Annotated in this window: 26 protein-coding genes; 12 read left to right on the top strand and 14 right to left on the bottom strand. The window is 70.3% G+C overall.

Going from position 1 to position 23948, the window contains the following annotated elements; genetic code table 11:
* Position 1: 1 nt before the first annotated feature.
* Positions 2–1999, bottom strand: coding sequence for an APC family permease (locus tag ACFC06_RS07935; RefSeq protein ID WP_375929006.1), 1998 nt, complete (start codon positions 1997–1999; stop codon positions 2–4).
* Between the two features lie 175 nt (positions 2000–2174).
* Between ACFC06_RS07935 and ACFC06_RS07940 the strand changes: the two genes are divergently transcribed.
* A complete protein-coding gene (locus ACFC06_RS07940; protein ID WP_375929008.1) occupies positions 2175–2840 on the top strand; it encodes a potassium channel family protein in 666 nt (221 codons plus the stop codon).
* 2 nt (positions 2841–2842) lie between these two features.
* Positions 2843–3514, top strand: coding sequence for a potassium channel family protein (locus tag ACFC06_RS07945; protein WP_375929009.1), 672 nt, complete (start codon positions 2843–2845; stop codon positions 3512–3514).
* Position 3515: 1 nt separating this feature from the next.
* Here the strand turns inward: ACFC06_RS07945 and shbA are convergent, their stop codons facing one another.
* From shbA to ACFC06_RS07960, 3 genes are all read right to left on the bottom strand, one after another.
* The gene (gene shbA / locus ACFC06_RS07950; protein ID WP_375935284.1) at positions 3516–4136 is read right to left on the bottom strand and encodes an RNA polymerase sigma factor ShbA; all 621 of its coding nucleotides are present in this window, start codon (positions 4134–4136) and stop codon (positions 3516–3518) included.
* A gap of 122 nt (positions 4137–4258) precedes the next feature.
* Entirely contained in the window at positions 4259–5002 is a 744-nt protein-coding gene (locus tag ACFC06_RS07955; protein ID WP_375929011.1) for a DUF3159 domain-containing protein, read from the bottom strand.
* A gap of 3 nt (positions 5003–5005) precedes the next feature.
* Positions 5006–5401 carry an OB-fold nucleic acid binding domain-containing protein gene (locus ACFC06_RS07960; protein WP_375929013.1) on the bottom strand — a complete coding sequence of 132 codons (396 nt, stop codon included), beginning with the start codon at positions 5399–5401 and terminating at the stop codon, positions 5006–5008.
* A 74-nt stretch (positions 5402–5475) separates the two neighbouring features.
* Here ACFC06_RS07960 and ACFC06_RS07965 point away from each other — a divergent pair, with 74 nt between their 5' ends.
* Positions 5476–6222, top strand: coding sequence for an alpha/beta fold hydrolase (locus tag ACFC06_RS07965; protein ID WP_375929015.1), 747 nt, complete (start codon positions 5476–5478; stop codon positions 6220–6222).
* 104 nt (positions 6223–6326) lie between these two features.
* Here ACFC06_RS07965 and ACFC06_RS07970 read toward each other — a convergent pair whose 3' ends face one another.
* Together ACFC06_RS07970 and dut are read right to left on the bottom strand one after the other, a co-directional pair.
* Positions 6327–7238 (bottom strand): DUF3710 domain-containing protein, encoded by a 912-nt coding sequence (locus tag ACFC06_RS07970; RefSeq protein WP_375929017.1) that lies wholly within the window; start codon positions 7236–7238, stop codon positions 6327–6329.
* A complete protein-coding gene (gene dut / locus ACFC06_RS07975; RefSeq protein ID WP_375929019.1) occupies positions 7238–7708 on the bottom strand; it encodes a dUTP diphosphatase in 471 nt (156 codons plus the stop codon). Before dut ends, ACFC06_RS07970 begins: the two co-directional genes overlap by 1 nt.
* A 73-nt stretch (positions 7709–7781) precedes the next feature.
* Here dut and ACFC06_RS07980 point away from each other — a divergent pair, with 73 nt between their 5' ends.
* The gene (locus tag ACFC06_RS07980) at positions 7782–8309 is read left to right on the top strand and encodes a DUF3093 domain-containing protein (protein WP_375929021.1); all 528 of its coding nucleotides are present in this window, start codon (positions 7782–7784) and stop codon (positions 8307–8309) included.
* A 14-nt stretch (positions 8310–8323) separates the two neighbouring features.
* Here ACFC06_RS07980 and ACFC06_RS07985 read toward each other — a convergent pair whose 3' ends face one another.
* The gene (locus tag ACFC06_RS07985; RefSeq protein WP_110035695.1) at positions 8324–8626 is read right to left on the bottom strand and encodes a DUF4193 domain-containing protein; all 303 of its coding nucleotides are present in this window, start codon (positions 8624–8626) and stop codon (positions 8324–8326) included.
* Between the two features lie 374 nt (positions 8627–9000).
* On the opposite strand from ACFC06_RS07985, the gene cei reads away from it, so the two are divergent.
* A complete protein-coding gene (cei, locus tag ACFC06_RS07990; protein ID WP_375929024.1) occupies positions 9001–9684 on the top strand; it encodes an envelope integrity protein Cei in 684 nt (227 codons plus the stop codon).
* Positions 9685–9697: 13 nt separating this feature from the next.
* Here cei and ACFC06_RS07995 read toward each other — a convergent pair whose 3' ends face one another.
* Positions 9698–10594, bottom strand: a complete 897-nt coding sequence (locus ACFC06_RS07995; protein WP_375929026.1) for an inositol monophosphatase family protein — start codon at positions 10592–10594, stop codon at positions 9698–9700.
* A 97-nt stretch (positions 10595–10691) separates the two neighbouring features.
* Here ACFC06_RS07995 and ppgK point away from each other — a divergent pair, with 97 nt between their 5' ends.
* The 3 genes from ppgK (at position 10692) to ACFC06_RS08010 (ending at position 14308) form a co-directional block, all read left to right on the top strand.
* The gene (ppgK, locus tag ACFC06_RS08000; protein ID WP_375929028.1) at positions 10692–11450 is read left to right on the top strand and encodes a polyphosphate--glucose phosphotransferase; all 759 of its coding nucleotides are present in this window, start codon (positions 10692–10694) and stop codon (positions 11448–11450) included.
* A gap of 244 nt (positions 11451–11694) precedes the next feature.
* Positions 11695–13068 (top strand): RNA polymerase sigma factor, encoded by a 1374-nt coding sequence (locus ACFC06_RS08005; RefSeq protein WP_375929030.1) that lies wholly within the window; start codon positions 11695–11697, stop codon positions 13066–13068.
* 250 nt (positions 13069–13318) lie between these two features.
* Positions 13319–14308 carry an MHYT domain-containing protein gene (locus ACFC06_RS08010; protein WP_375929032.1) on the top strand — a complete coding sequence of 330 codons (990 nt, stop codon included), beginning with the start codon at positions 13319–13321 and terminating at the stop codon, positions 14306–14308.
* On the opposite strand, the gene ACFC06_RS08015 is transcribed toward ACFC06_RS08010, so the two are convergent.
* The 3 genes from ACFC06_RS08015 to ACFC06_RS08025 are packed head-to-tail and all read right to left on the bottom strand — an operon-like array spanning position 14309 to position 16384.
* Positions 14309–15487, bottom strand: a complete 1179-nt coding sequence (locus ACFC06_RS08015; RefSeq protein ID WP_375929034.1) for a cation:proton antiporter — start codon at positions 15485–15487, stop codon at positions 14309–14311.
* A gap of 5 nt (positions 15488–15492) precedes the next feature.
* Positions 15493–15975 carry a cation:proton antiporter regulatory subunit gene (locus ACFC06_RS08020; protein WP_375929036.1) on the bottom strand — a complete coding sequence of 161 codons (483 nt, stop codon included), beginning with the start codon at positions 15973–15975 and terminating at the stop codon, positions 15493–15495.
* Positions 15976–16012: 37 nt separating this feature from the next.
* Positions 16013–16384 carry a DUF952 domain-containing protein gene (locus ACFC06_RS08025; RefSeq protein ID WP_375929038.1) on the bottom strand — a complete coding sequence of 124 codons (372 nt, stop codon included), beginning with the start codon at positions 16382–16384 and terminating at the stop codon, positions 16013–16015.
* 404 nt (positions 16385–16788) lie between these two features.
* Between ACFC06_RS08025 and ACFC06_RS08030 the strand changes: the two genes are divergently transcribed.
* A complete protein-coding gene (locus ACFC06_RS08030; protein WP_029903635.1) occupies positions 16789–16983 on the top strand; it encodes a hypothetical protein in 195 nt (64 codons plus the stop codon).
* Between the two features lie 317 nt (positions 16984–17300).
* On the opposite strand, the gene ACFC06_RS08035 is transcribed toward ACFC06_RS08030, so the two are convergent.
* Positions 17301–18056, bottom strand: coding sequence for a TetR/AcrR family transcriptional regulator (locus ACFC06_RS08035; RefSeq protein ID WP_375929041.1), 756 nt, complete (start codon positions 18054–18056; stop codon positions 17301–17303).
* A 125-nt stretch (positions 18057–18181) separates the two neighbouring features.
* Between ACFC06_RS08035 and ACFC06_RS08040 the strand changes: the two genes are divergently transcribed.
* Together ACFC06_RS08040 and ACFC06_RS08045 are read left to right on the top strand one after the other, a co-directional pair.
* Positions 18182–19924, top strand: a complete 1743-nt coding sequence (locus ACFC06_RS08040; protein ID WP_375935287.1) for a DEAD/DEAH box helicase — start codon at positions 18182–18184, stop codon at positions 19922–19924.
* Positions 19924–20472, top strand: coding sequence for a hypothetical protein (locus ACFC06_RS08045; RefSeq protein WP_375929043.1), 549 nt, complete (start codon positions 19924–19926; stop codon positions 20470–20472). The genes ACFC06_RS08040 and ACFC06_RS08045 overlap by 1 nt, the downstream gene beginning before the upstream one ends.
* Positions 20473–20530: 58 nt before the next feature.
* Here the strand turns inward: ACFC06_RS08045 and ACFC06_RS08050 are convergent, their stop codons facing one another.
* On the bottom strand, positions 20531–21268 hold the full coding sequence (locus ACFC06_RS08050) for an SDR family NAD(P)-dependent oxidoreductase (RefSeq protein ID WP_375929045.1): 738 nt from the start codon (positions 21266–21268) through the stop codon (positions 20531–20533).
* 137 nt (positions 21269–21405) lie between these two features.
* On the opposite strand from ACFC06_RS08050, the gene ACFC06_RS08055 reads away from it, so the two are divergent.
* Positions 21406–22023 (top strand): TetR/AcrR family transcriptional regulator, encoded by a 618-nt coding sequence (locus ACFC06_RS08055; RefSeq protein ID WP_375929047.1) that lies wholly within the window; start codon positions 21406–21408, stop codon positions 22021–22023.
* Between the two features lie 17 nt (positions 22024–22040).
* Here the strand turns inward: ACFC06_RS08055 and ACFC06_RS08060 are convergent, their stop codons facing one another.
* On the bottom strand, positions 22041–23720 hold the full coding sequence (locus ACFC06_RS08060; protein ID WP_375935290.1) for a DEAD/DEAH box helicase: 1680 nt from the start codon (positions 23718–23720) through the stop codon (positions 22041–22043).
* Positions 23721–23948: the final 228 nt, after the last annotated feature.

The raw sequence follows: 23948 nt of genomic DNA on the forward strand, positions 1-23948 counted from the left end.
CTCATCCGCGACGACCCGGCTCTTCGAATCCCCGGCGCACCGAACCCGGCGCGTTGCCCTCGGCGGCCTGCTTGGCCCGGGTGGAGGAACTGAGCTGCCAGGGCACGCTCGTCACCATCACACCGGGCTCGAACAGCAGCCTGCCCTTGAGCCGCAGGGCCGACTGGTTGTGCAGCACCTGCTCCCACCAGTGGCCCACCACGTACTCGGGGATGAACACGGTGACCACATCGCGGGGGGCGTCCTTGCGGACCCGTTTGACGTATTCCAGCACCGGCTTGGTGATCTCGCGATACGGCGATTCGATCACCTTCAGCGGCACGTTGATCTCGCTGTTCTCCCACTCGCGCACCAGCCTGCGGGTGTCGGCGTCGTCGACGTTGACGGTGATCGCCTCGAGCGTGTCGGGCCGGGTGGCCCTGGCGTAGGCCAGCGCGCGGCGGGTGGGCAGGTGCAGCTTGGAGACCAGCACGATGGAGTGGGTGCGGCTGGGCAGCACGCCGTCCCAGTCGGATTCGTCGAGCTCGCGCGAGACCGAGTCGTAGTGGCGGCGGATCAGTTTCATCACCACGAAGATGGCCACCATGGTCGCGATCGCGATGTAGGCGCCGGCGAAGAACTTGGTGATCAGCACGATCACCAGGACCGCGCCGGTCGCGGTGAGGCCGATGGCGTTGATCACCCGGGAGCGCTTCATCTTCGCGCGCACCGCGGGATCGGTCTCGGTGCGCAGCAGCCGGGTCCAGTGCCGCAGCATGCCGGTCTGGCTCAGCACGAACGAGACGAACACGCCCACGATGTAGAGCTGGATGAGCTTGGTCACCTCGGCGCCGAAGAGCACCACGAACGCGATCGCCGCGCCGGCCAGGAACAGGATGCCGTTGGAGAAGGCGAGCCGGTCGCCGCGGGTGTGCAGCTGCCGGGGCAGGTAGCGGTCCTGGGCCAGGATCGAACCCAGCACCGGGAAACCGTTGAACGCGGTGTTGGCGGCGAGCACCAGGATCAGCGCGGTGACGATGGTGATGAAGAAGAACCCGATCGGGAACCCGTGGAACACGGCCTCGGCCAGCTGCGCGATGAGGGTCTTCTGGTGGTAGTCGGCGGGGGCGCCGACCAGGTGCGCGGTGTCGTGGGCGTAGACGATGCCGATCTTCTGGGCCAGGATGATGATGCCCATGAGCAGCACGATCGCGATGGTGCCCAGCATCAGCAGGGTGGTCGCGGCATTGCGCGACTTGGGCTTGCGGAAGGCGGGCACCCCGTTGCTGATGGCCTCCACACCGGTCAGCGCGGCACAGCCGGAGGAGAACGAGCGCGCGATCAGGAAGGCGAAGGCCAGCCCGTAGAGGTGCTCGTCCTCGGCCTCGAGCCCGAAACCGGCGGACACGGCGTGGATGTCGTCGCCGAGCACGTAGATCCGGAACAGGCCCCAGCCCAGCATCACGGCCATGCCGATGATGAAGGCGTAGGTGGGAATGGCGAAGGCCTTGCCGGATTCGCGCACGCCGCGCAGGTTGATCGCGGTGAGCACGGCGATGGCGACCACCGCGAACAGCACCTTGTGCGTGGCGACGAACGGGATGGCCGAGCCGATGTTGGAGGCGGCCGAGGAGATCGAGACCGCCACGGTGAGCACGTAGTCGACCAGCAGCGCGCTGCCGACCGTGAGGCCCGCGTTGGGGCCCAGATTCTTGGTCGCGACCTCGTAGTCACCGCCGCCGGACGGATAGGCGTGCACGTTCTGCCGATAGCTGGCGACCACCACGGCCATCACCAGCGCCACCGCCAGACCCACCCACGGCGCGTACACGTAGGCCGAGATGCCCGCCGCCGACAGCACCAGGAAGATCTCCTCCGGCGCGTAGGCCACCGACGACATCGCGTCGGAGGCGAACACCGGAAGAGCGATACGCTTGGGCAATAGCGTGTGGCCGAGCGAATCGCTGCGGAACGGCCTGCCCAGCAGCACACGCTTGGCTGCCGTCGTCAACTTGGACACCGGGGTCAGCATAGAGGAGTTGATCGGTCCCCTCGCGCGCACGCCACCGGGCCGCGACGGCGGCGTGGCGCGGGTTTGCGCCGTGGCGGCGAGGGGAAAATGGGCGAAGGGAGGACCGGCGGGTACGGTCCTTGCCGGACGTGCCACTGCGGTGGCCAAGGAACGAGGGTGCACGGTGTACGTAGTGATCATGGGGTGCGGGCGGGTCGGTTCGTCGCTGGCGCGGGCCCTGGTCCGGGTCGGGCACGACGTGACGGTGATCGATCGCGATCCCAGTGCGTTCCGGCGGCTGGGTGAGGGTTTCCCCGGCCAGGAGGTGATCGGGGTCGGCTTCGACCGGGATGTGCTCACCCGCGCGGGCATCGAACGCGCCGACGCGTTCGCCGCGGTGTCCTCCGGGGACAACTCCAACATCATCTCGGCCCGGGTGGCCCGCGAGATGTTCGGCGTGGAGCGGGTCGTCGCGCGGATCTACGACGCCAAGCGCGCGGAGGTCTACGAGCGCCTGGGCATCCCCACCATCGCGACCGTGCCCTGGACCACCGACCGGTTCCTGCGCACCCTGATCGGCGACAACTCCACCACCACCTGGCGCGAGCCGACCGGCGCGGTGGCCATCACCCAGCTGACCCTGCACGAGGAGTGGTCCGGGCGCACCGTGCGTGACGTGGAACGCGATCTCGGCGTACGGGTGGCGTTCCTGCTGCGCTTCGGGCGGGGCGTGCTGCCCGACTCCAAGACGATCGTGCAGGCCGACGACGTGGTCTATGTCGCGGCCACCTCCGGCAGTGTCGGTGAGATCGTGGCGCTGGCCGCCAAGCCCCCCGTGAGCGAGGACTGAACATGAAGGTGGCCATCGCCGGAGCGGGCGCGGTCGGGCGCTCGATCGCCAGGGAACTGCTGCGCGGCGGGCATCGGGTGATGCTGCTGGAACGCCAGCTCGACCACATCGACCCGGCCGCCATCCCCGACGCGATCTGGGTGCACGCCGACGCCTGCGAGCTCGCGCTGCTGGAGAACGCCGGGCTCGAGACCTACGAGGTGGTCATCGCGGCCACCGGCGACGACAAGGCGAATCTGGTGCACAGCCTGCTCGCCAAGACCGAGTTCGGGGTGCGCCGGGTGGTGGCGCGGGTCAACGATCCGCGCAACGAGTGGCTCTTCGACGAGGCGTGGGGTGTCGATGTCGCGGTGTCGACACCGCGGCTGCTGGCCTCGCTGGTCGAGGAGGCGGTGTCGGTGGGTGATCTGGTGCGGCTGATGACGCTGCGCCAGGGCCAGGCCAACCTGGTGGAGATCACCCTGCCCGCCGACACCCAGCTGGCGGGCAAGCCGGTGCGCACCTTGCGCATGCCGCGCGACACCGCGCTGGTGACGATCCTGCGCGGCGGGCGGGTCATCGTGCCCCAGCCCGACGACCCGTTCGAGGGCGAGGACGAGCTGCTGTTCGTCACCTCGGTGGAGGCCGAGGAGGACCTGCGCCTGGCGCTGGCCGGGCACGGCATCCGCCCCTGACTCAGGCGGTCTTCAGCTCCGCGCGCAGCTTGTTGAGCGCGCGGTGCTGCATCACCCGCACCACACCGGGGCTGGTGCCGATGGCCTCGGCGGTCTGCGCGGCGCTCCAGCCGAGCACGATCCGCATGAGCAGCACCTCGCGGTGGTTGGGGGCCAGCACCTTCATCAGTTCGTGGGTGGCGGCGCGGCGCTCGAAGGCCATCGCCCACTCCTCCGGACCCGCGGCGCCGCTGGCGGTGTCGGGCAGGTCGGCCATCGGATAGGCGACGTGCTTGCCGCGGCGGAACGCGTCGGAGACCTTGTTGGCGGCGATGCCGTAGACGAAGGCCAGGAACGACTTGCCCTGATCGCGGTAGCGCGGGATGGCGGTGACGGTGGCCATCAGCACTTCCTGGGTGACGTCGTCGGCGGTGACGGTGAGATGGCCGGTGGCGCCCATCCGGGCCGAGCAGTAGCGGCGCACCAGCGGGTGGACCAGCCGCACGATCTCGGCGACGGCCTCGCGGTCACCGCGCGCGGCCGCGCCGATGTGGACCTCGAGCTCGGCGGCGACCCGCTTGCTCTCCGACAGCACGGGGGTGGTGCTCTCGGCTGCGCCGGACGGTCGGTGCTCGGAAGCCATCATGGTCGCCGGTCCTCTCACGATCAGTGCGTTGTTGTCCTACGCATTGATCGTGCGCCGGGAGACCGGCCGGAACCAGGCACCCCAGGGTGGGTACTGCCCCACCTCCGGCGGCGATTCGGTTACTTCGGTGTGGGCGCGGAATCGGTTCCGGCGCCGGACTTGTCGACCGGGAGGTGCCCGGCCCGGCGCACCGCCCAGACGGTGACGACCAGCGCCACCGCGGTCAGCGGCCAGCCCATCGCGATGCGGGCCACGGCCAGCCAGGTGGTGTGGTCGGTGTCGTAGAGCTGCGACTGCACCAGGTAGCGGGCGCCGAAGACGACCACCCAGACCACGGTCGCCAGGTTGTAGAGCTTGCGCACGCGCGGGTCGTTGCGCCAGGAGCTCCCGTGCCCGTTGAGCGCGCCCCAGATCACCCCGACCAGCGGGCGGCGGATGAGGATCGACAGCGCGAACAGCCCCGCGTAGATCAGGCTGGTGTAGATGCCGAACAGGAAGAAACCCTTGGCCTCGCCCATCCGGTAGGCGATGAACGCGCAGACGCCGACCCCGAGGAACCCGGAGATGGCGGGCTGGACGGGATCGTGGCGCACCAGGCGCCAGATCAGCACGGCCGCCGCGACGCCGAGCGCGGCCCAGATGGCGGCGGTGAGCCCGGCGACGGTGTTCACCGGCACGAAGACCAGGACCGGGAGGGTGGAGTAGATCAGGCCGCTGAAGCCGCCGAGCTGCTCGAGCAGGGTCTGTTCAGCCTGCTCGACCTCGGCGTCGGTGTCCGGGTCGACCGGATCAGCGGTGGCCACGGGCAGCACCACGGTCGATTCGGGGTCCGCGCCCACGCGGTAGTCGTCGCTGGAGGGCATACGTCAGCTGTTCCCGCGCAATTCGTAGTAGGGGTTGAAGATCACTTTGCGGCCGTCGCGGTCGCCCACGCGGCCGCGGACCAGGATGCGCCTGCCCGGTTCGATCCCGGGAATGCGCCTGCGCCCGATCCAGACCAGGGTGATCGCGTCGGTGCCGTCGAAGAACTCGGCCTGCACGGTCGCACCCGCGGCCTTCGGACACGCCTCGACACTGCGGAGCCTGCCGAGGATGGTGGCTTCCTCACCGCGACAACAATCCGCGGCGCGCCGGGCACCGGAGGCGTCGGCGGTCTCCGCCAGCTCCTCGGCGTCGAGCTCGCCGATATCGGCGGTGAGACGGCGGCCCAGCCGACGGAAATATCCCGAGTCCGGACCTGATCCCGACCTGGCTGACGACATGACACGCTTCTCCCGCTAGTTGGCCGTACACCGCCACTGTAGATGGGCAAACGGTCGGCCGCTACGCTCGGCCTGTGTTGCGCACCCCACCCCAGGTCACCGTGGTCGCCCTGCCCGGAACCGGCTCCGACGCCGATTTCGCCGCCCGCGCTTTCGGACCGGCCGCAGCCGCGCGCGGATGGGCGTTGCACGCCGTGGAACCGGACCCCCAGGCCGTGATCGCGAGCTACACCGCGGCTTTGGATGCCGCCGCGGCACGCGGTCCCGTCCTGGCCGCGGGGATCTCCCTCGGCGCCGCGGTGGCGCTCGGCTGGGCAGCCGAACACCCGTCCGCGGTGGTCGGTGTCATCGCCGGATTACCCGCCTGGACCGGCGCCGAAACCGCCGCCTGCCCCGCCGCGCTCAGTGCCGCGGTTACCGCGGAGCAACTGCGCGCCGACGGCCTCGAAGCTGTGATCGCGCGGATGCGCGCGTCGAGCCCACCCTGGCTGGCCGCCGCCCTCACCCAGTCCTGGCGTGGGCAGTGGCCCCATCTCCCCCGGGCTCTCGACGAGGCCGCCGCCTACCGCTGGCCCGAACTCGACCACCTGGCGAGCACGCGCACACCGGTAGCCGTGGTGGGCGCGACCGACGACCCCGTCCACCCCATCGCCATCGCGGAACAGTGGGCAGACACCCTTCCACTGGCCGACCTGGCCAGAGTGACCCTGGACGAACTGGGCGAGAACCCGGCCGTCCTCGGGAACACCGGTTTCGCGGCCCTCGAACAGCTGACCCGAACGGTGTCTACCGTCCAACAGATTTCGCAAGCACACGGGTAACTCACCGGGTACGCCCAGAACCCACCCCGAGACCACCCGTCGGCCCGCCGACCTATTCCACCCCCTCCCCACGACCGGCAAAAGTCGCGGGGAGGCGGATGAGCCTAGTTCAGGCCCAGTTGCTGCATCGCCGAACCGTCCGCACCGCGACGCGGCTCGTCCGGGAGCTGCGGCGGCAGCGCCGAGGCAGGCGGTGTCGCGGCCGCGGCGGCCTGGGCTGCCAGGGCCTGCTGCTGGGCCAGCACCTGCTGCTGATGGGCCGCGGCGAGCTGTTCGGCCAGTTCCTGCGGCAGCACCACGGGCAGCGGGTCGCGGACCGGCAGCGGTTCGGTGCCGCGGCGCACGACGGCGTCGGCGAGCACGGCGCGGGCCGCGGTGATCAGCGGGCTGCGATCGTCGACGGCGCCCGAGGGGCCCGCGGCGACCAGGCGGATCATCCAGCGCGGTCCGTCGACACCGATGAAGCGCAGGTCGGCGCCCTCGGTGATCGCCTTGACCTCGCGTCCCCACGGGCCCTTCTCCACCGCGACGCTCGCGCCGTCACCGCGCAGCGATTCGGCCAGGTCCGCGGCGACCGTGCGCCACTGCCCGGCCGACTTCGGCGCGGCGTAGGCGGCGACGGTGAGCCTGCCGTGCTCGGTGGCCAGGTGCACCGCCTGGGGCGTGCCGTCGGGACTCATCTCCACCTGGAGCTGGCCGCCCTGGGGCACCGGGATGAGGACCGACCCGAGGTCGAGGCGCTGGGCGACGACCTCGTCGGTGACCTCGCTGATGTCGTAGGGGCCTGCCGCGGCGTCGGGCTCGTGATCGAAATTGCCGTAGATGCGCTCGTCGGTCGGGGCGTCGTCGAAGTCCAGGTGCGCGAAGTCGGGGCGCGGGAACTCGTCGGTGTCGTACTCGTCCTCGTCGTAGCCGTCGTCATAGGCGTCGTCGAGGTAGTTGTCGTCGTCGTAGGCCGCGTCGTAGGCGGGCTGCTCCTCGCGCGGAGCGCGCTTCTTCTTCCCGAACAGACCCATTACGCCTCCTCACCGGTCAGGCTCGCGTGCCCGCCGCTGGACCCGTATCCGCCTGCGCCGCGGGCGGTCTCGTCGAGATCGTCGACCTCGGTGAAATCGACCAGCTCGACGCGCTGCACCAGCAGCTGCGCGATGCGGTCCCCGCGGCGCAGCTCGATGGCCGTGCGCGGGTCGTGGTTGATCAGACACACCTCGATCTCGCCGCGGTAGCCCGCGTCGACGGTGCCCGGGGTGTTGACCACCGACAGGCCGGCCTTGGCGGCCAGGCCCGATCGGGGGTGGATCAGGCCGACCGTGCCGACCGGGAGCGCGATCGCGATCCCGGTGCCGACCAGCACTCGCTCGCCCGGTTCGATGATCACGTCTTCGGTGGTACAGAGATCGACGCCCGCATCACCCGGATGGGCACGCGTCGGCACGGGGATGCCGGGATCGAGCCGCCGCAGCGGAATCGGTGCAAGTGCGTTCACATCGGTCGAGCCTACGCGTTCGAGCGCCCGACCTTGCGATTAGCGTCCCGGCGCGGTGGCTTACTCTGGACGGGTGCCCGACCAGCCCCACGCAGCGACCACAGACACCGACCGGCCCGCGCCGTCCGCGCAGCGCCCGTCGCCCTATCGGGAGCGATTGTGGGTGCCGCTGTGGTGGTGGCCGATCGGCTTCGCGATCGCCGGACTGCTGGCCGCCGAGATCCACATGGGCGCCCCGGGCGTGCGTGCCTGGTTGCCGTATGTGCTGCTCGCGCCGGTGCCGGTCTGGATTCTGTTGTGGATGAGCAGGCATCGCCTGGAGGTCACCGTGACGCCGGAGGGCGCCGCGGAGTTGCGCGTCGACCGGGCTCATCTGCCGGTGAGCTTCGTCGCGCGCGCGGCGGCCGTCGCACCGACGGCCAAGAGCGCGGCACTGGGTCGTCAGCTCGACCCCGCCGCCTATGTGCAGCACCGGGCCTGGATCGGTCCGATGGCGCTGCTGGTCCTCGACGACCCGGACGACCCGACGCCGTACTGGTTGATCAGTACGCGCAGGCCGGACCGGGTTCTGGCCGCGCTCGGACTCCCGAGCGCGGGCTGACCCGTCGTTCTCGTCTAGGCGGCGCAGTCCATGCAGATGAGCTGACCACCCTTTTCGCTGGCCAGTCGGCTGCGATGGTGCACGAGGAAACAGCTCGAGCAGGTGAACTCGTCGGCCTGCTTCGGGATCACCCGAACGCTGAGCACTTCCTCGGACAGGTCCGCGCCGGGAAGCTCGAACGATTCCGCTGTATCGGACTCGTCGATGTCCACGACGGCGGACTGCGCCTCGTTGCGGCGGGCCTTCAGCTCCTCGAGCGAATCCTCCGACACTTCGTCGGATTCGGTGCGCCGCGGTGCGTCATAGTCGGTTGCCATGTCGTCTTCCCCTCAGTCCTTACTCCGTATATCCCGGATCAGTGCGATTGCCGTACCCCGTGAGGGTCCGGCGTTCGTACCGCCCCGCCGGTGGTGCACCTCACACGTACACCGGCCGCCTATCAGCGCCGATCTGCGAGGATCAACTCCGACAGCGTTCGGTTAACGCAGGACATGCCCTTGTTGTTCCCGCGACCGACCACCGTTTCACCGGTGATTATTCGATCTGGGCGGGCAGACAATAGCGGACCTACGGACAAATGTCGCAATCAAAACCCGGCCGAGTCGAAACCGACGACGAATCTTCACCTCGCGGGAAACTCGCCGAGACATCCCGCACTCACGCACCCACGCCGGACTCGTAGAGTGAGCGCGTGGTTTCACTGATCACCGAAGGCAGCGCGACCGATCGCGACGGCAACCCCTTCCCGCGGCGGCGGCCCGAGCTCTGGCTCGTGCTCGTCCTCGTGCTGGCTCTGCTCAGCTTGTTCGTCTGGATCACGGCGTTTCGCACCCATGACGACAGCAACGAGCCGATGGCCTGCAACGCGCCGAGCACACCGACCGGAACGAGCGCGCCCCAGCCCGCGCCGCTGGGTTCGCGGGTGAGCCCGTCGCGCCTGGACAGCGTCGACCCGGCCGCCCTGTCGGAGTCGAAGGTGCGCGTCTTCAACGCCAACGGCCAGAGCGGACAGGCCGGTCACATCGCCTCGGCCCTGGGCGACCTGGGCTTCGCCGGCGCGCCGGGGACACAGGTCGGTAACGATCCGGTCTACGTCAACGGGGACCTCACCTGCACCGGCCAGATCCGCTTCGGCGTCAACGGCAGGCCCGCCGCGGCCTCGGTGCAGCTGGTGGCCCCGTGCGCCGAGCTCATCGAGGACTCGCGCACCGACGACACCGTGGACCTGGTGCTCGGCGTCGCCTTCGGCGAATCGCTGCGGCCCGGCGCCGACGCCGAAGAGGTGCTGCGCTCGCTGAAGAACCTCGCGCCCGGGTCGAGTTCGTCCTCCATCGATCCCGACCTGCTCGAGGCCGCGCGCACCGTCTCCTGCTGAGGCGGCGGGCGGTTCAGTCCGGCAGCGGGGTGAACGCGCCCGCTCGCTCGAGCACGGTGGTCAGCGCGTCCGCCACCCCCGGCGCGGCCACCACGGTCAGCTCCCCCTCGGCCCCACCGACGGTGACCGCGGGGACCCGCACCACCGCACCGGCCTCGGCCGCGATCAGGGCACCGGCGGCCCAGTCCCAGGCATTGAGGCCGTGCTCGTAGTAGGCGTCGAGCCTGCCCGCGGCGACATGGCACAGATCCATCGCCGCCGCGCCGAGCCTGCGGATGTCACGGATCCGCGGCAGCACCTCGGTGAGCACCCGGGCCTGGCTCGCGCGCCGGGCCCGGCCGTAGGCGAAGCCGGTGCCGACCAGTGCGACGTCGAGGGAGTCCTCGGTGGCGCAGGCCAGCGTGGTGACGGTGCCGTCGGCCCGCACCGAGCGCGCGCCGCCGCCGCGCACGGCGCTGTAGGTGGTCGCGGCGGCCACGTCGACGACCGCGCCCGCCACCGGCTGCCCGTCGCGCACCGCGGCCACCGAGACCGCGTAGCCGGGCAGGCCGTAGAGGAAGTTCACGGTGCCGTCGATCGGATCGACGACCCAGGTGATCGCGCCCGCCGCGGTGGCGCCCACGTCGCCGCCGCCCTCCTCGCCGAGGATCGCGTCGGCGGGCCTGCGTTCGGCGAGCAGGCCGCGGATCAGCTGCTCGGATTCGGTGTCGACGACGGTGACCGGATCGGTCACGTGTCCCTTGGTGGTCACCGCCCCGTCGACCGGGCCGTCCGCGGCGAAGACCTGCGGCCTGCGGGCGCGCACGTGCGCGGCCGCGGCTTCGGCCAGTTCGACGGCCAGCAGCCGCAGCTGCTCGTCGTCGGCGGTGGCGGGAACGGTCGGGGCCGGGGATGCGGTGTAGTCGGGCACGACTCCATCGGATCACATGTCGCGGCGACGGTCGCCGGGAGTGACAACCGCTACTCTTTGTCAGGCACATCGACCGCGTCAGGCAAGGGGTTGCACCATGTCCGCTCGGGGGCACGCATTCGGCATCGATATCGGCGGTAGCGGGGTGAAGGGCGCGGAGGTGGACCTGTCCACCGGCCTGCTCACCCACGACCGCATCAAGATCGCCACGCCACAACCGTCCACACCCGATGCGGTGGCCGCGGCCGTGGCCGAACTGGTGGCCAAGGCGCAGTGGGACGGCCCGGTCGGGCTGACCATGCCGTGCGTGGTGCTCGACGGCCACGCCAGGACCGCGGCCAACATCGACCAGGGCTGGATCGGCACCGACGCCCGCGCGCTGTTCTCCGCGGCGCTGGGCGGGCGCGCGGTGACGGTGGTCAACGACGCCGACGCGGCCGGGCTCGCCGAGGACCGCTACGGCTCGGCGCGCGACCTGCACGGGCTGACCATCGTGCTCACCTTCGGCACCGGCATCGGCTCGGCGCTGCTCTACAACGGCACCCTGGTGCCCAACTCCGAGCTCGGTCATCTGCTGGTCGGCGCGGCCGAGGCCGAGCATCTGGCCGCCGCCTCGATCAAGGATCGCGAGGAGCTCGACTATCCCGCCTGGGCGCGTCGCGTGAGCACGGTGCTCGGCACCATCGAGGACCTGTTCTGGCCGAAGGTGTTCATCGCCGGCGGCGGCATCAGCCGCGACCACGAGCAGTGGATCCCGTTGCTCACCAACCGAACTCCGGTGATTCCGGCTGTGTTGAAGAACACCGCGGGTATCGTCGGCGCTGCCATGGCCATCGATCAGGGCCTCGCGCCCTAGCCCGCCACGACAGGCGGCGCAACGCCTGGGTGGCATCGTGCCATGAGTACCCTGGTTGGATCGTTACAATGGAACACGTCCGGCGGTGAGCCGGTGAAACCTTCCGGCCGCGGCCGGTCGCGCTCGAGCCGGTGCTTCCGCCGGCCGCACCCGACCGACGCACCGCCGGTGCAACCCGACCGACCGCTCCGCCGGAAAATCACTCTGGCGTGACGCCGCACGAGACCGTCACGAAAGGGCGTACGTGGTAGCCACGAATACCCGTCAGACCGCCGACTCGGCCGACGCCGAGGCCGACGACGCCGCAACCCCGGCCAAGAAGGCTCCGGCGAAGAAGGCCGCTGCCAAGAAGGCCCCGGCGAAGAAGGCCGCTGCCAAGAAGGCCCCGGCGAAGAAGGCTGCCGCCAAGAAGGCCCCGGCGAAGAAAGCCGCTGCCAAGAAGGCGACCTCGGCCGAGGGTGGCGAGGAGCAGCTCGACGACGAGTCGATCGAACTCGACGACCTCGGTGATCTCGAGGTCTCCGAGGACGAGCTCACCGACGGCGACGCGCTGGTCGAGGAGGCCGCCGAGGACACCGCCGAAGCCGAGACCGAGACCGAGGAGCCCTCCGAGAAGGACAAGGCCTCCGGCGATTTCGTCTGGGACGAGGAGGAGTCCGAGGCGCTGCGGCAGGCCCGCAAGGACGCCGAGCTCACCGCCTCGGCCGACTCGGTGCGTGCCTACCTCAAGCAGATCGGCAAGGTCGCGCTGCTCAACGCGGAGGAGGAGGTCGAACTCGCCAAGCGGATCGAGGCGGGCCTGTTCGCCGCGGAGAAGATGCGCGAGTTCGCCGAGGCGGGCGAGAAGCTCTCGGTCACCACGCGTCGTGACTTCAACTGGATCGTGCGCGACGGCAACCGGGCCAAGAACCACCTGCTCGAGGCGAACCTGCGTCTGGTGGTCTCGCTGGCCAAGCGCTACACCGGCCGCGGCATGGCGTTCCTGGACCTGATCCAGGAGGGCAACCTGGGTCTGATCCGCGCGGTCGAGAAGTTCGACTACACCAAGGGTTACAAGTTCTCGACCTACGCGACGTGGTGGATCCGTCAGGCCATCACCCGCGCGATGGCCGATCAGGCGCGCACCATCCGTATCCCGGTGCACATGGTCGAGGTCATCAACAAGCTCGGCCGCATCCAGCGCGAGCTGCTCCAGGACCTGGGCCGCGAGCCCACGCCGGAGGAGCTGGCCAAGGAAATGGACATCACGCCGGAGAAGGTGCTGGAGATCCAGCAGTACGCGCGTGAGCCCATCTCGCTGGACCAGACCATCGGCGACGAGGGCGACAGCCAGCTCGGCGACTTCATCGAGGACTCCGAGGCCGTCGTCGCGGTCGACGCGGTGAGCTTCACCCTGCTGCAGGATCAGCTGCAGTCGGTGCTGGAGACGCTGTCCGAGCGTGAGGCGGGCGTGGTGCGGCTGCGCTTCGGCCTGACCGACGGTCAGCCGCGCACCCTCGACGAGATCGGCCAAGTCTACGGCGTGACGCGTGAGCGCATCCGCCAGATCGAGTCGAAGACGATGAGCAAGCTGCGCCACCCGAGCCGGTCGCAGGTGCTGCGCGACTACCTCGACTGAGTCGTCACTCGCGACGAGGCCCGCGTTCTCCCTCCGGGGAGGACGCGGGCCTCTTTTTATTTCCAAATGAACATTCCGAATGGTTTGTATTATCCAGCCACGCCCGGCGGTAATCGTTTCGTGATCAACCCCACAGTGCTGTATTGCGCTGTGAGTGACGCGGATTCACGATCTTCACCGTATCGTCACAGGCGGCTTTTTCGTTCTACTGCTGCCGGTCTGCAGGACCGGCATTGAGGGTTTTCGCGGCGTGCTCGACATCTATCACTTCAGCTACGGCTGGATCACCCCCGTTCTCGCGTACTTCATGTCGGTCACCGGATGCCTGCTCGGACTGCAGTGCGCCGCGCGCGGCCGCAACGCGACCGAGGGACGCACGGGCTGGCTCATCGGCGCGGCCGTGGCCATCGGCGGAACCGGCATCTGGGTCATGCATTTCATCGCCATGCTGGGCTTCACCATTCGTGGCGCCGACATCCGCTACGACATTCCGCTGACGCTGTTCAGCGCGGTGACCGCGATGGTCGTCGTCGGTATCGGGCTGTTCATGGTCAACAAGCCGCAGCCGACGCTGCGCTCGCTGCTGGGCGGCGGCACGATCGCGGGCCTGGGCGTGGGCACCATGCACTACACCGGCATGTACGCGATGAAATCGACCGCGACGCTGAGTTACGACGCGGGCACCGTGGCACTGTCGATGCTGATCGCGGTCGTCGCCTCGGTGGTGGCGCTGTGGTTCACCTTGCGCGTCAAGGGTTTCCTGGCGACCGTCGGTGCCGCGCTGATCATGGGCGTGGCCGTGTGCGGTATGCACTACACCGGCATGGCCGCGATGCACGCGCACTCCAACCACCATGCCGCCCCGCCCACCGGTGCCGGGGCGATGGATCTGCTCGCGCCGCTGATCGGGGTGAGCAGCATCGTCACCATGCTGGTGCTGATCAGCGTGAGCCTCACCGAGATCGAGAACGAGGAGGCGCTGCCGCGGATGTGGCTGACCTCCCGGCACCAGCCGCGCCCGGCCCGCCGGACCCCGTCGGCCCCGCCCGCCGACGCGCGGATCACCCCGCCCGCCGCGGCCCGGGCCGCGCAGCCCGCCATGGCCCGGGCTCCACAGCCCACGGCCCCGCGTCCCGCGTCCACCACACCGGTGGCACCGGGCGGCGAGCCGATCGAGTACCGCACCGAGGAACTGGTCTACGACGGGGCGGGCGCCTGGCCGCGCCGGGTCGTGGACTGATCACACCGGCGCCGAATCCGCACGGCGACGGGTGAATTCGACCGCCGGTTCGACGATCCTGGCGGCGACCGGTCCCAGGATCGCCATCAGCAGCACATAGGCGGAGGCGAGCGCGGCCAGGCGCGCGTCGGCGGTGCCGTAGCCGACCGCCAGGCCGGCGATGACGATGGAGAACTCGCCGCGCGCCACCAGCGCCGCGCCCGCCCTGGCCCGGCCCATCGTGCCGATGCCCTGCCTGCCCGCCGCCCACCAGCCGACGGCCAGCTTGGTGGCCGTGGTGACCACCGCCAGCAGCACCGCCCACCCGAACACCGGTGGGACCGCGCCCGGATCGATGGACAGGCCGAAGGCCACGAAGAACAGCGCGGCGAACAGGTCGCGCAGCGGTTCGAGCACCTTGGTGGCCTCGTGCGCGGTGGACCCCGAGATGGCGATGCCGAGCAGGAACGCCCCGACCGCGGCGGAGACATTGAGCGCCGAGGCCGCCCCGGCCACCAGCAGCGCCGAGCCGAGCAGTTGCAGCAGGAACACCTCGCGGTCGGCGCTGTCGAGCACCGCCGAGACCACCCGCCCGAACCGCAGCGCCACCACCAGCACCACGGTGATGGTGGCCAGCGCGATCGCCAGCGACACCAGCCCGCTGAGCAGGCTCAGCCCCGCCAGCATCATGGTGAGGATGGGCAGGTAGACCGCCATGGCGAGGTCCTCGAACACCAGGATCGACAGCACCACCGGGGTCTCGCGGTTACCGAGCCTGCCCAGGTCGTCGAGCACCTTGGCGACGATGCCCGACGACGAGATGTAGGTGACCCCGCCCAGCACCACCGCGCCGACCGCGCCCCAGCCAAGGATCAGCGCCACCGCCGCGCCGGGCAGCGCATTGGCCACCAGGTCCAGCACTCCGGCGGCCCAGGAGCGCCGCAGGCCGGTCATCAGCTCGGGTCCGGTGTACTCCAGCCCGAGCAGCAGCAACAGCAGCACGACGCCGATCTCGGAGGCGAGATGACCGAACTCGGTGGCGGCGTCGAAGTCGATGAACCCACCCTGTCCGAAGGCCAGCCCACCCAGCAGATACAGCGGGATGGGCGACATCCCGAACCGGCCCGCCACCCGCCCGCACACACCCAGCGCACACAGGATCACACCGAGCTCCACCAGAGCCAGTGCCTGCGAGGTCACGGCGGTCAGCCGTGGGTGAGGATCTTCGCGGCCGCGTCCAGGCCGTCCGGCGTCCCGACGACGACGAGCAGATCGCCTTCGGTGAAGGTGAAGTCGGGGCCGGGCGAGGGGTGCAGCTGACCTGCCCGCATCACCGCCACGATCGAGGTCTTGGTGCGGGTGCGCATCCCGGTCTCACCGAGAGTGCGCCCGGCATAGGGTGATTCGTCGTGGACCGCGAGCTGGCGGGTGGTGATGCCGGGCAGGTCGCGGTGGTCGTCGTTGAGTTTGGCGACCAGTTGCGGTGCGCCGAGCAGGTTGGCCAGCACCGACGCCTCGTCGGTGGACAGCGGCACCTGGGCGGCGATGGCGTCGGGGTCCTCGGGCTTGGACACGATCAGGTCGATGTCGCCGTCGCGGTGCGCGACGACCCCGACGCGGCGACCCGACCTGACCTCGAAATCCTTGCGCACTCCGATTCCCGGTAGCGCTGTGACGTCGACGTTCACCCCGTCCAGCGTAGTCGCGCCCGCTCCCGGATGTGGCCTACGTCACTGTGCCGCGCCGGGGCGTGCCGAACTCGCCCTCCGGACCGGGGCGGTAGTCCTCGGCCGCGAGCACCGCCGCCAGCGGCAGCGGGCCGTACAGGTGCGGGAACAGCATGGAGTCCGGATCGGTCGGCACTCCCGGCTCCCAGCGCACCGGCGCGGTGAACCTGTCCGGGTCCAGCCACAGCACCATCATGTCGGCGCGTCCGGCGAACAGGCGGTTCGCGGGCAGGTGCACCTGCTGGGGAGTGGACAGGTGGACGAAGCCGCTCTCGGCCAGCGACGGCGGCCTGCGTTCGCCGTCGTTTCGCAGTTGCAACCATTCTTGGGAAGTACACAGGTGAACCAGCGTGTGAGTGTCAGAGGTCACGGGTAATCTCCGGGTAGACAACAGGTTCGGACGAACAAGACGCTGTCACAACACCGGGTTCCACGCTCGTTGTGGCGGTCACGCTCGGTACGTAACGAGCAACACCGCAGCGAGCGACATATCGGTGAGTGACGGTCTCGAGTGGGAGGTGGCGCAACGGCTCCGCAGGTGTTCGGCGAGTGCTCGAAAACCGCGGCCTGATCCTGTTCGCTTTCAGCGAAACCGCAGGTCGTGTTATCGAAAACACAAAGATTCACTTCCGGGAACAAAGCCTGAACCCCGAACGTCTGACAGAGTAGTCGTACCACTGCTGGGAAGTAGCGGATGCGAGCCTCGTGGAGTGACCACGGGGCCCACACCTAGGCGAACGGCCACGAAGCGCCGGGAGCCGGGACGGAGGAGTCATGCCAGGAACCCTGACCAGCACCCCACTGACCGCCGTCGATCGTTGCGATCGTTGCGGGGCGGCTGCCCGAGTGCGTGCCGTTCTTCCCGCGGGTGGCGAGTTGCTCTTCTGCCAGCACCACGCGAATGAACACATGGATCGCTTGCGCGAGCTCGAAGCCGTGATCGACACGGAATCCGCTCCCGCTCTCTGACCCCTCCTCGCGTCCGAAACAACAGCATCCGACAACAGAACATCCCGACAGCGGGCGACCCGGACAGGGCGCCCGCTGTCGCCGTATCGGGGGTCGGGCTGACGTGGCCGGCGCGGTTCCGCGCACCGCGGTCAGTGAGCGGCGGCGGTCGGCAGTGGGTCAGCGGTCAGCAGCCGGTCAGCGGTCAGCAGCCAGTCAGCGGTCAGCAGCCAGTCAGCGGTCAGCAGCCGGTCATCGGTCAGCAGCCGGTCATCGGTCAGCAGCCGGTCATCGGTCAGCAGCCGGTCAGCGGTCAGCGGTCGGTCAGCGGTCAGCGGTCAGCGGTCGGCAAGGATGCCGTCGACGAGCGTGGCGACCCCGTAGGCGAAGGCGCCGTCCGGGTCCGCGGGTGCCTGGTGGTGCTCGCCCGCCGCCGCGCCGACCCGTCCTGCCAGCGGGAACTCGTCGGCGGGCACGATCCGGGCGAGCAGTGGGCCGTGCACGGCCCACCAGTCCGCGTCGCTGAGGAGCTCGGCCGCACCGGCCGCGGCGACGGCGAGGCGGGCGTTGCCGGTGGCGAAGTCGGTGAGCACCGCGATCGCCCGGTCCAACGCCAGATCGCTCAGTCCGGCGCCGTCGATCGCGCGCAACTGGTTCTCGTAGCGGCGCATCCGGCCCGGACCGAGCACCTGACGCCACGGCGACACCTCGAGCAGCCACGGGTGGGTGAGCAGTTCGGCGCGCACGCCGGTGGCCACGGCGATCATCCGGTCGCGGATCGGCAGGTCGGCGGGGACGGGCGCGTCCTCGGCGGCGACCGCGTCCACCATGAGCGCCAGCAGGGCCTCCTTGCTCGGCACATAGGTGTAGATGCTCATCGCCCGCACTCCGAGCTCGGCGGCGACCGCGCGCACGGTGAGTTTGGCGATGCCGTCGCGGTCGGCCAGGGCGATCCCCGCGGCGACCACGGCATCGACGGTGAGACCGGGCTTGGGCCCCCGGGCGCCGGGCTTGGCGGGCAGGACGTGCCGCCACAGCAGTTCGAGGATCTGGCCGGCCTGCGCGGTGGACTTCTCGGCGCCGTCGATGGGCACGATTTCGCCTTTCTGGCAAGCGGGAACAAACTCGGTACAGTGTACGTTGTTCGATCGTTCCCGCCGCCCGATCAGAGGAGACCGCTCTGCCCGCCACCCAGGCCACCTATCTCCCCGACCGCCACCTGTTCGCCCTGTGGACCTGGACCGGCCACGCCCCCGGCCCGGCACCGACCGGCCTCGGCGACCCCGAGGAGCTGGTCCTGGCCCTGCCCGTCGGCGAGCACGGCGCCATCGAACCCGTCGCGATCCCGACCACCGTCGTCACACCCGGCGAGCTCGCGGTCATGAACGGCACCCTCGCCCCCTCCGCCCTGGCCTGGCGCGCCCTGCTCGCCCGCGGTGACACCGCATCGGTGACGGTCGGTGCGCTGCCTCCGGCGGCGCACGCCGTGCCGGACGCGGTGGGTTCAGCGATCGTGTCGGCGGAGCGGGCATTGCGGGTGCTGCGCGAGACCGCGGCGCTGGACACCGAGCTCGCGCGGGTGCTGGACGCGACATTGCGGCCGTATCAGGTGCGGGGCGTGGGGTGGTTGCGTGAGACGGTCGCCGCGTACGGCGGTGCGGTGCTGGCCGACGAGATGGGGCTCGGGAAGACCGTCCAGACCATCGGATTCCTGCAGGGGCGAGCCGAGGGGCCGCAGCTGGTGGTGTGCCCGACCTCGCTGGTGGGCAACTGGGTGCACGAGATCGCGCGATTCTCTCCCGGGCTGAAGGCGCACGCCTGGCGTGGCGGCGAAGTCACGGCCGAGGCGGGCGCGGTGGTGGTCACCGGCTATCCGACGCTGCGTCTGCACGGCGCGCTTCTGCACGAGCGTGAGTGGGCGACAGTGGTTTTCGACGAGGCGCAGGCGTTGAAGAATCCGCGCACGCAGGTGTCGAAGGCGGCGCGGGCACTGCCCGCCGCGGCCAGGGTCGCGCTCACCGGCACGCCGGTGGAGAACCATCTCGACGAGCTGTTCGCCCTGCTCAATCTCACCGTGCCGCGACTGTTCGCGCACCGCACGCAGTTTCGGCGCCGGTTCGTGCGCCCGATCGAGGAGGGGTCGGCCGCCGCGGCCGCCCGGCTGCGCGATGCGGTCGAGCCGGTGGTGCTGGGGCGCAAGAAGATCCAGGTGGCGGCCACGCTGCCCGCCAAGATCCACACCGATCTGCTCTGTGATCTGTCCGCCGAGCAGGAGCGGGTGTACGACGCGGCGCTGGCCCGGGCCGTGGACGAGGGATTCGGGTCCGGTCTGCAACGCCAGGGGCGGGTGCTCGCGGCGCTCACCGAGCTCAAACAGGTGTGCAACCATCCCGGCCTGGTCTCCGGCGACCTGGCCGAGCTCGCCGGGCGCTCCGGGAAACTCGACCTGTGCACCGACATCGTCGCCACCAATCTCGACACCGGCGACCCGACGCTGATCTTCACCCAGTACCGCAAGACCGGCGACCTGCTGGTGCGCCACCTCGCCGAACAGTTCGGGATCACCGCGCCGTTCTTCCACGGCGGACTCGACGCGGACCGGCGCGGGGAGATCGTGACCGAGTTCCAGTCCCCCGGCGGCCCGCCGGTGCTGATACTGAGCCTGCGCGCGGCGGGCACCGGGCTCACTCTCACCCGCGCCGCCGACGTGATCCATTTCGACCGCTGGTGGAATCCGGCCGTGGAGGCCCAGGCCTCCGACCGGGCGCACCGGATCGGGCAGACCCGCACGGTCACAGTGACCACGCTGACCAGCGCCACCACCGTCGAGGAACACATCGCGGCCATGCACACCCGCAAGTCGGCGCTGACCGATCTCTCCGATGCCGCGGGCATCGCCGAGCTGGCCCGCCTCGACGACGACGCCCTCGTCGACATCCTGCGCCGGAAGCGAGAGAACTGATGGCCGACAACGAATTCGGATATACAGCCTGGGGCCGGGACTGGGTGCGCCTGGCCGAACCGCTGCGCCAGACCCGCCCCGAACCGCTGCTGCCGCGCGCCCGCAGCATCGCCCGCAACCACGGGGTGCGCACCGAGATCGGCGAACGCACCGTGCGCGCGCACCTGCATCGCGGCGGTCAGGCCTCGGTCGCGCATGTCGAGGTGGCACCGCTGGACCGCGCGAGCGCCACCGCGATCGCGCGGATCATTCCCGATCCGACCGTGCTCACCGACGAGATGCACCGGGCACTGGTCGACGCGGGCCACTCCCCCGCGCCGACCCTGGTCAGCGTCGACTGCTCGTGCTCGGCGCGGACGGACCGGTGCGTGCACGTGCTCGCGGTGCTGTACACGATCGCCGGGCAGGTGGACGAGAATCCGCGCCTGGCACTGGAACTCCAGGGCTACTTCGATGCGAGCGTGAACACCGAGTCCCCCACGACCGAGGCGCGCTGGACCAGCCTGCACACCCTCGACCCCGCGCAGTTCTTCAGCTCCACCCACTGACGCTCGCCCCACGCAACGATCATCAGGCACCGCCGTGGCGCGGTTCCTGACGGTCGTCTCACGCGTTGGTGCCGCCGTCGATGGTGAAGAACGCGCCGGTGATCGACCGGCCCGCGGGCCCGGCCAGGAACGCGACGGTCTCGGCGATGTCGTCGGCGGTGCCGAATCGGCCGAGCGCGCTGTGTTCGCGCTGCAGCGGGGCGTGCTCACCGCCCGCGGGGTTCATGTCGGTGTCGGTGGAACCAGGCTGCACGAGATTGACCGTGATTCCGCGCGGACCCAGTTCGCGCGCAAGGGCTTTGGTGTAGCCGTTGAGCGCGGACTTGCTGAGGTTGTAGAGCGCGAGCCCGCCGAAGGGGGCGTGCTCGGACAGGTTGGTGCCGATGGAGATGATCCGCCCGCTCGCGCCGAAATGCGGCAGCGCCGCCTGGCCCGCCACGAACGCGGCCCGCGCGTGGATGTTCAGCGCGTTGTCGATCTCGTCGAGGGTGAACTCCTCGTACGGCTTGGCCGGGAAGATGCCCGCGTTGTTCACGAGCACGTCGAGCCCGCCCAGCTCGCGCGCCGTGCGGTCGACGGCGGCGACCACCTGGGCGGCGTCGGCGCTGTCGGCCCGGATCGGCACCGCCCGGCGCCCCAGCGCCTCGATGTCGGCGGCGACCGACTCCGCGGCCGTCTCGTCGTGCCGATAGGTCAGGGCCACATCGGTGCCCGCGGCGGCCAGCCGGCGGGCGATGGCCGCGCCGATCCCCCGGCTGCCGCCGGTCACCAGGGCCACTGTCTCGGTGCTCGTCATCGGGCTCTCTCCTATTTTTGTGTTGGTCGATACACAAATAGACAAGCGCATGACGGGCACTGTCGTCAAGAGTTTCTTATCGATCGATACAGAATTTCGGGCGGGTATATTTGTCGATCGACACAGAAAGGTGCGCCATGGCAGAACGCGGCCGACCGCGCGGCTTCGACCGCGACCTCGCCCTGCGGCGTGCCATGGAGGTGTTCTGGGAACACGGCTACGACGGCGCCTCGATGGCCGACCTCACCGCGGCGATGGGCATCAACTCCCCCAGCCTCTACGCCGCCTTCGGCGACAAGCAAGCACTGTTCCGCGCCGCGATCGACCTCTACGGCCGCACCGACGGCAGCCTCACCGACCGCGCCCTGCGCGAGCAACCCACCGCCTACGCCGCGATCGAGGCGATGCTGCGCGACAACATCGTCGCCTACACCGATCCGGAACTGCCGCACGGCTGCATGGTGGTGCTCGCGGGCGCCACCTACACCAGCCGCAACGCGCCGGTCCGCGAGTTCCTCGTCGAGGCCCGCCGCGCGACCGAGGCCGACATCCGCGCCCGCCTGGACCGCGGCGTCACCGAGGGCGACCTGGCACCCGGCACCGACACCGCCGCGCTCGCCACGTTCTACAGCACCGTGCTCTACGGACTGTCGATCCAGGCCAGGGACGGCGTCGGGCACGCCGAACTGAGCGCCGCGGTCGACAGCGCGCTACGCGTGCTGGCCGCGGCGGTACCGCAGGACCTGCGCGCCTGACGGTCGGCGGCGGCGCGTCATCGCTTGCGCAGGGCGGCGATGCGCTCGCCGAGTTGATCGGCGGTCGCCAACGCGGTCGGCGGACCACCGCATTCGCGCCGGAGTTCACCGTGGATCACACCGTGCGGCTTGCCGGTGCGGTGATGGTGCATGGCGACCAGGCTGTTGAGCTCGCGGCGCAGCTCGCCGAGCTTGTCGGAGGTGGCGATCCGCTCGGCGACCGCGGCGGGCCGGGGGGCCGCTGTCTCCTGGGCGCTGCGGTCGGCGAGCTGACGGGTCTGGCGCTCGCGCAGCAGCGCGCGCATCTGCTCGGCGTCGAGCAGGCCGGGGATACCCAGGTAGTCGGCCTCCTCGTCGCTGCCCGCGATGGTAGCCGTGCCGAAGGACGAACCGTCGTAGATCACCTGGTCGAGCTCGGCGTCGGCGGCCAGCGCGACGAAGGACTTCTCCTCCTCGCCGGGTTCGTCCTTGGTCTTGTTCGCGTCGATGAGCAGTTCGTCGTCGAGGGCGTTCTTCTCGCGGTGCGGCTTGCCGATCACGTGGTCGCGCTGCAGTTCCAGCTGCGCGGCCAGGTCCAGCAGCACCGGCACCGACGGCAGGAACACGCTCGCGGTCTCCCCGGGCCTGCGGGCACGCACGAACCGGCCGATGGCCTGGGCGAAATACAGCGGGGTCGAGGCGCTGGTGGCGTACACGCCCACGGCCAGGCGCGGCACGTCGACACCCTCGGACACCATGCGCACCGCCACCATCCAGGGCTGGGTGCCCTTGGCGAACTCGTCGATGCGGCTCGAGGACTGCGGGTCGTCGGAGAGCACCACCGCGGGCCGCTCGCCCGAGATGTGTTCGAGCAGTTCGGCGTAGTCGCGGGCACGTTCCTGATCGGTGGCGATCACCAGGCCACCCGCGTCGGGGATGCCGGAGGCGCGCAACTGGCGCAGGCGGGTGTCGGCCGCGCGCAGCACCGCCGAGATCCAGTCACCGGCCGGATCGAGGGCGGTGCGCCAGGCGCGGGCGGTCTGTTCGGCGCTGAGCGGCTCACCGAGGCGGGCGGTGTGCTCCTCGCCCGCGCTGTCACGCCAGTGCGCGTCGCCGGAGTAGGCCAGGAACACCACCGGGCGCACGACGCCGTCGGCGAGGGCGTCGGCGTAGCCGTAGGAGTGGTCGGCGCGCGAGCGCGGGAAACCGGCCTCGTCGGGTTCGTAGGTGACGAACGGGATCTTCGAATCGTCGCTGCGGAACGGGGTTCCGGTCAGCGCGAGACGGCGGGTGGCGTCACCGAAGGCCTCCTCGGTGGCCTCACCCCAGGTCTTGGCGTCGCCGGCGTGGTGGATCTCGTCGAGGATCACCAGGGTGCGCCGGTTCTCGGTGCGCACCCGGTGCCGGGTGGGATGCGCGGCGACCTGCGCGTAGGTCACCACCACGCCGTGATAGTCACCGGAGGTGCCGCCGGTGGAGTTGGAGAAGCGAGAATCCAGCTGGATGCCCGAGCGGGCGGCCGAGGCGGCCCACTGGTGCTTGAGGTGTTCGGTGGGCGCGACCACGGTGATCTGATCGACCGTGCGGTCGGCCAGCAACTCCGCGGCAACGCGCAGCGCGAAGGTGGTCTTACCGGCGCCCGGCGTGGCGACGGCGAGGAAGTCACGCGGCTTGGTGGCCAGGTATTTCGTCAGCGCGCGCCGCTGCCAAGCGCGCAGGGAGCCCCCCGACGCACCCCCCGCGGCCGCATCGCCCGGTGTACCCGCTTCTCTCGCCGCAGCGACGCCACCCGACCCAGTCACGCAGACGACCCTAGCCGCCCGAGGCGGCGTGTCGCCAAACCGACGCGGGGTGCGCGACCGGCATCACAAACGACCCCGAGGTCACCGGCCATTTACCTGTTACCCGCCGACACGATGCCCGGGCCGCACCACACGGACCCCTGT

Source organism: Nocardia sp. NPDC056064 (assembly GCF_042266925.1).
Classification (GTDB): Bacteria; Actinomycetota; Actinomycetes; order Mycobacteriales; family Mycobacteriaceae; genus Nocardia.

Bases quoted from the DNA above. Each gene is read 5' to 3' on its own strand.
- ACFC06_RS07945 (WP_375929009.1), top strand. From the start codon at position 2,843: ATGAAGGTGGCCATCGCCGGAGCGGGCGCGGTCGGGCGCTCGATCGCC.
- shbA (WP_375935284.1), bottom strand. From the start codon at position 4,136: ATGGCTTCCGAGCACCGACCGTCCGGCGCAGCCGAGAGCACCACCCCC.
- ACFC06_RS07955 (WP_375929011.1), bottom strand. From the start codon at position 5,002: ATGCCCTCCAGCGACGACTACCGCGTGGGCGCGGACCCCGAATCGACC.
- ACFC06_RS07960 (WP_375929013.1), bottom strand. From the start codon at position 5,401: ATGTCGTCAGCCAGGTCGGGATCAGGTCCGGACTCGGGATATTTCCGT.
- ACFC06_RS07970 (WP_375929017.1), bottom strand. From the start codon at position 7,238: ATGGGTCTGTTCGGGAAGAAGAAGCGCGCTCCGCGCGAGGAGCAGCCC.
- ACFC06_RS07985 (WP_110035695.1), bottom strand. From the start codon at position 8,626: ATGGCAACCGACTATGACGCACCGCGGCGCACCGAATCCGACGAAGTG.
- ppgK (WP_375929028.1), top strand. From the start codon at position 10,692: ATGTCCGCTCGGGGGCACGCATTCGGCATCGATATCGGCGGTAGCGGG.
- ACFC06_RS08030 (WP_029903635.1), top strand. From the start codon at position 16,789: ATGCCAGGAACCCTGACCAGCACCCCACTGACCGCCGTCGATCGTTGC.
- ACFC06_RS08045 (WP_375929043.1), top strand. From the start codon at position 19,924: ATGGCCGACAACGAATTCGGATATACAGCCTGGGGCCGGGACTGGGTG.
- ACFC06_RS08050 (WP_375929045.1), bottom strand. From the start codon at position 21,268: ATGACGAGCACCGAGACAGTGGCCCTGGTGACCGGCGGCAGCCGGGGG.
- ACFC06_RS08055 (WP_375929047.1), top strand. From the start codon at position 21,406: ATGGCAGAACGCGGCCGACCGCGCGGCTTCGACCGCGACCTCGCCCTG.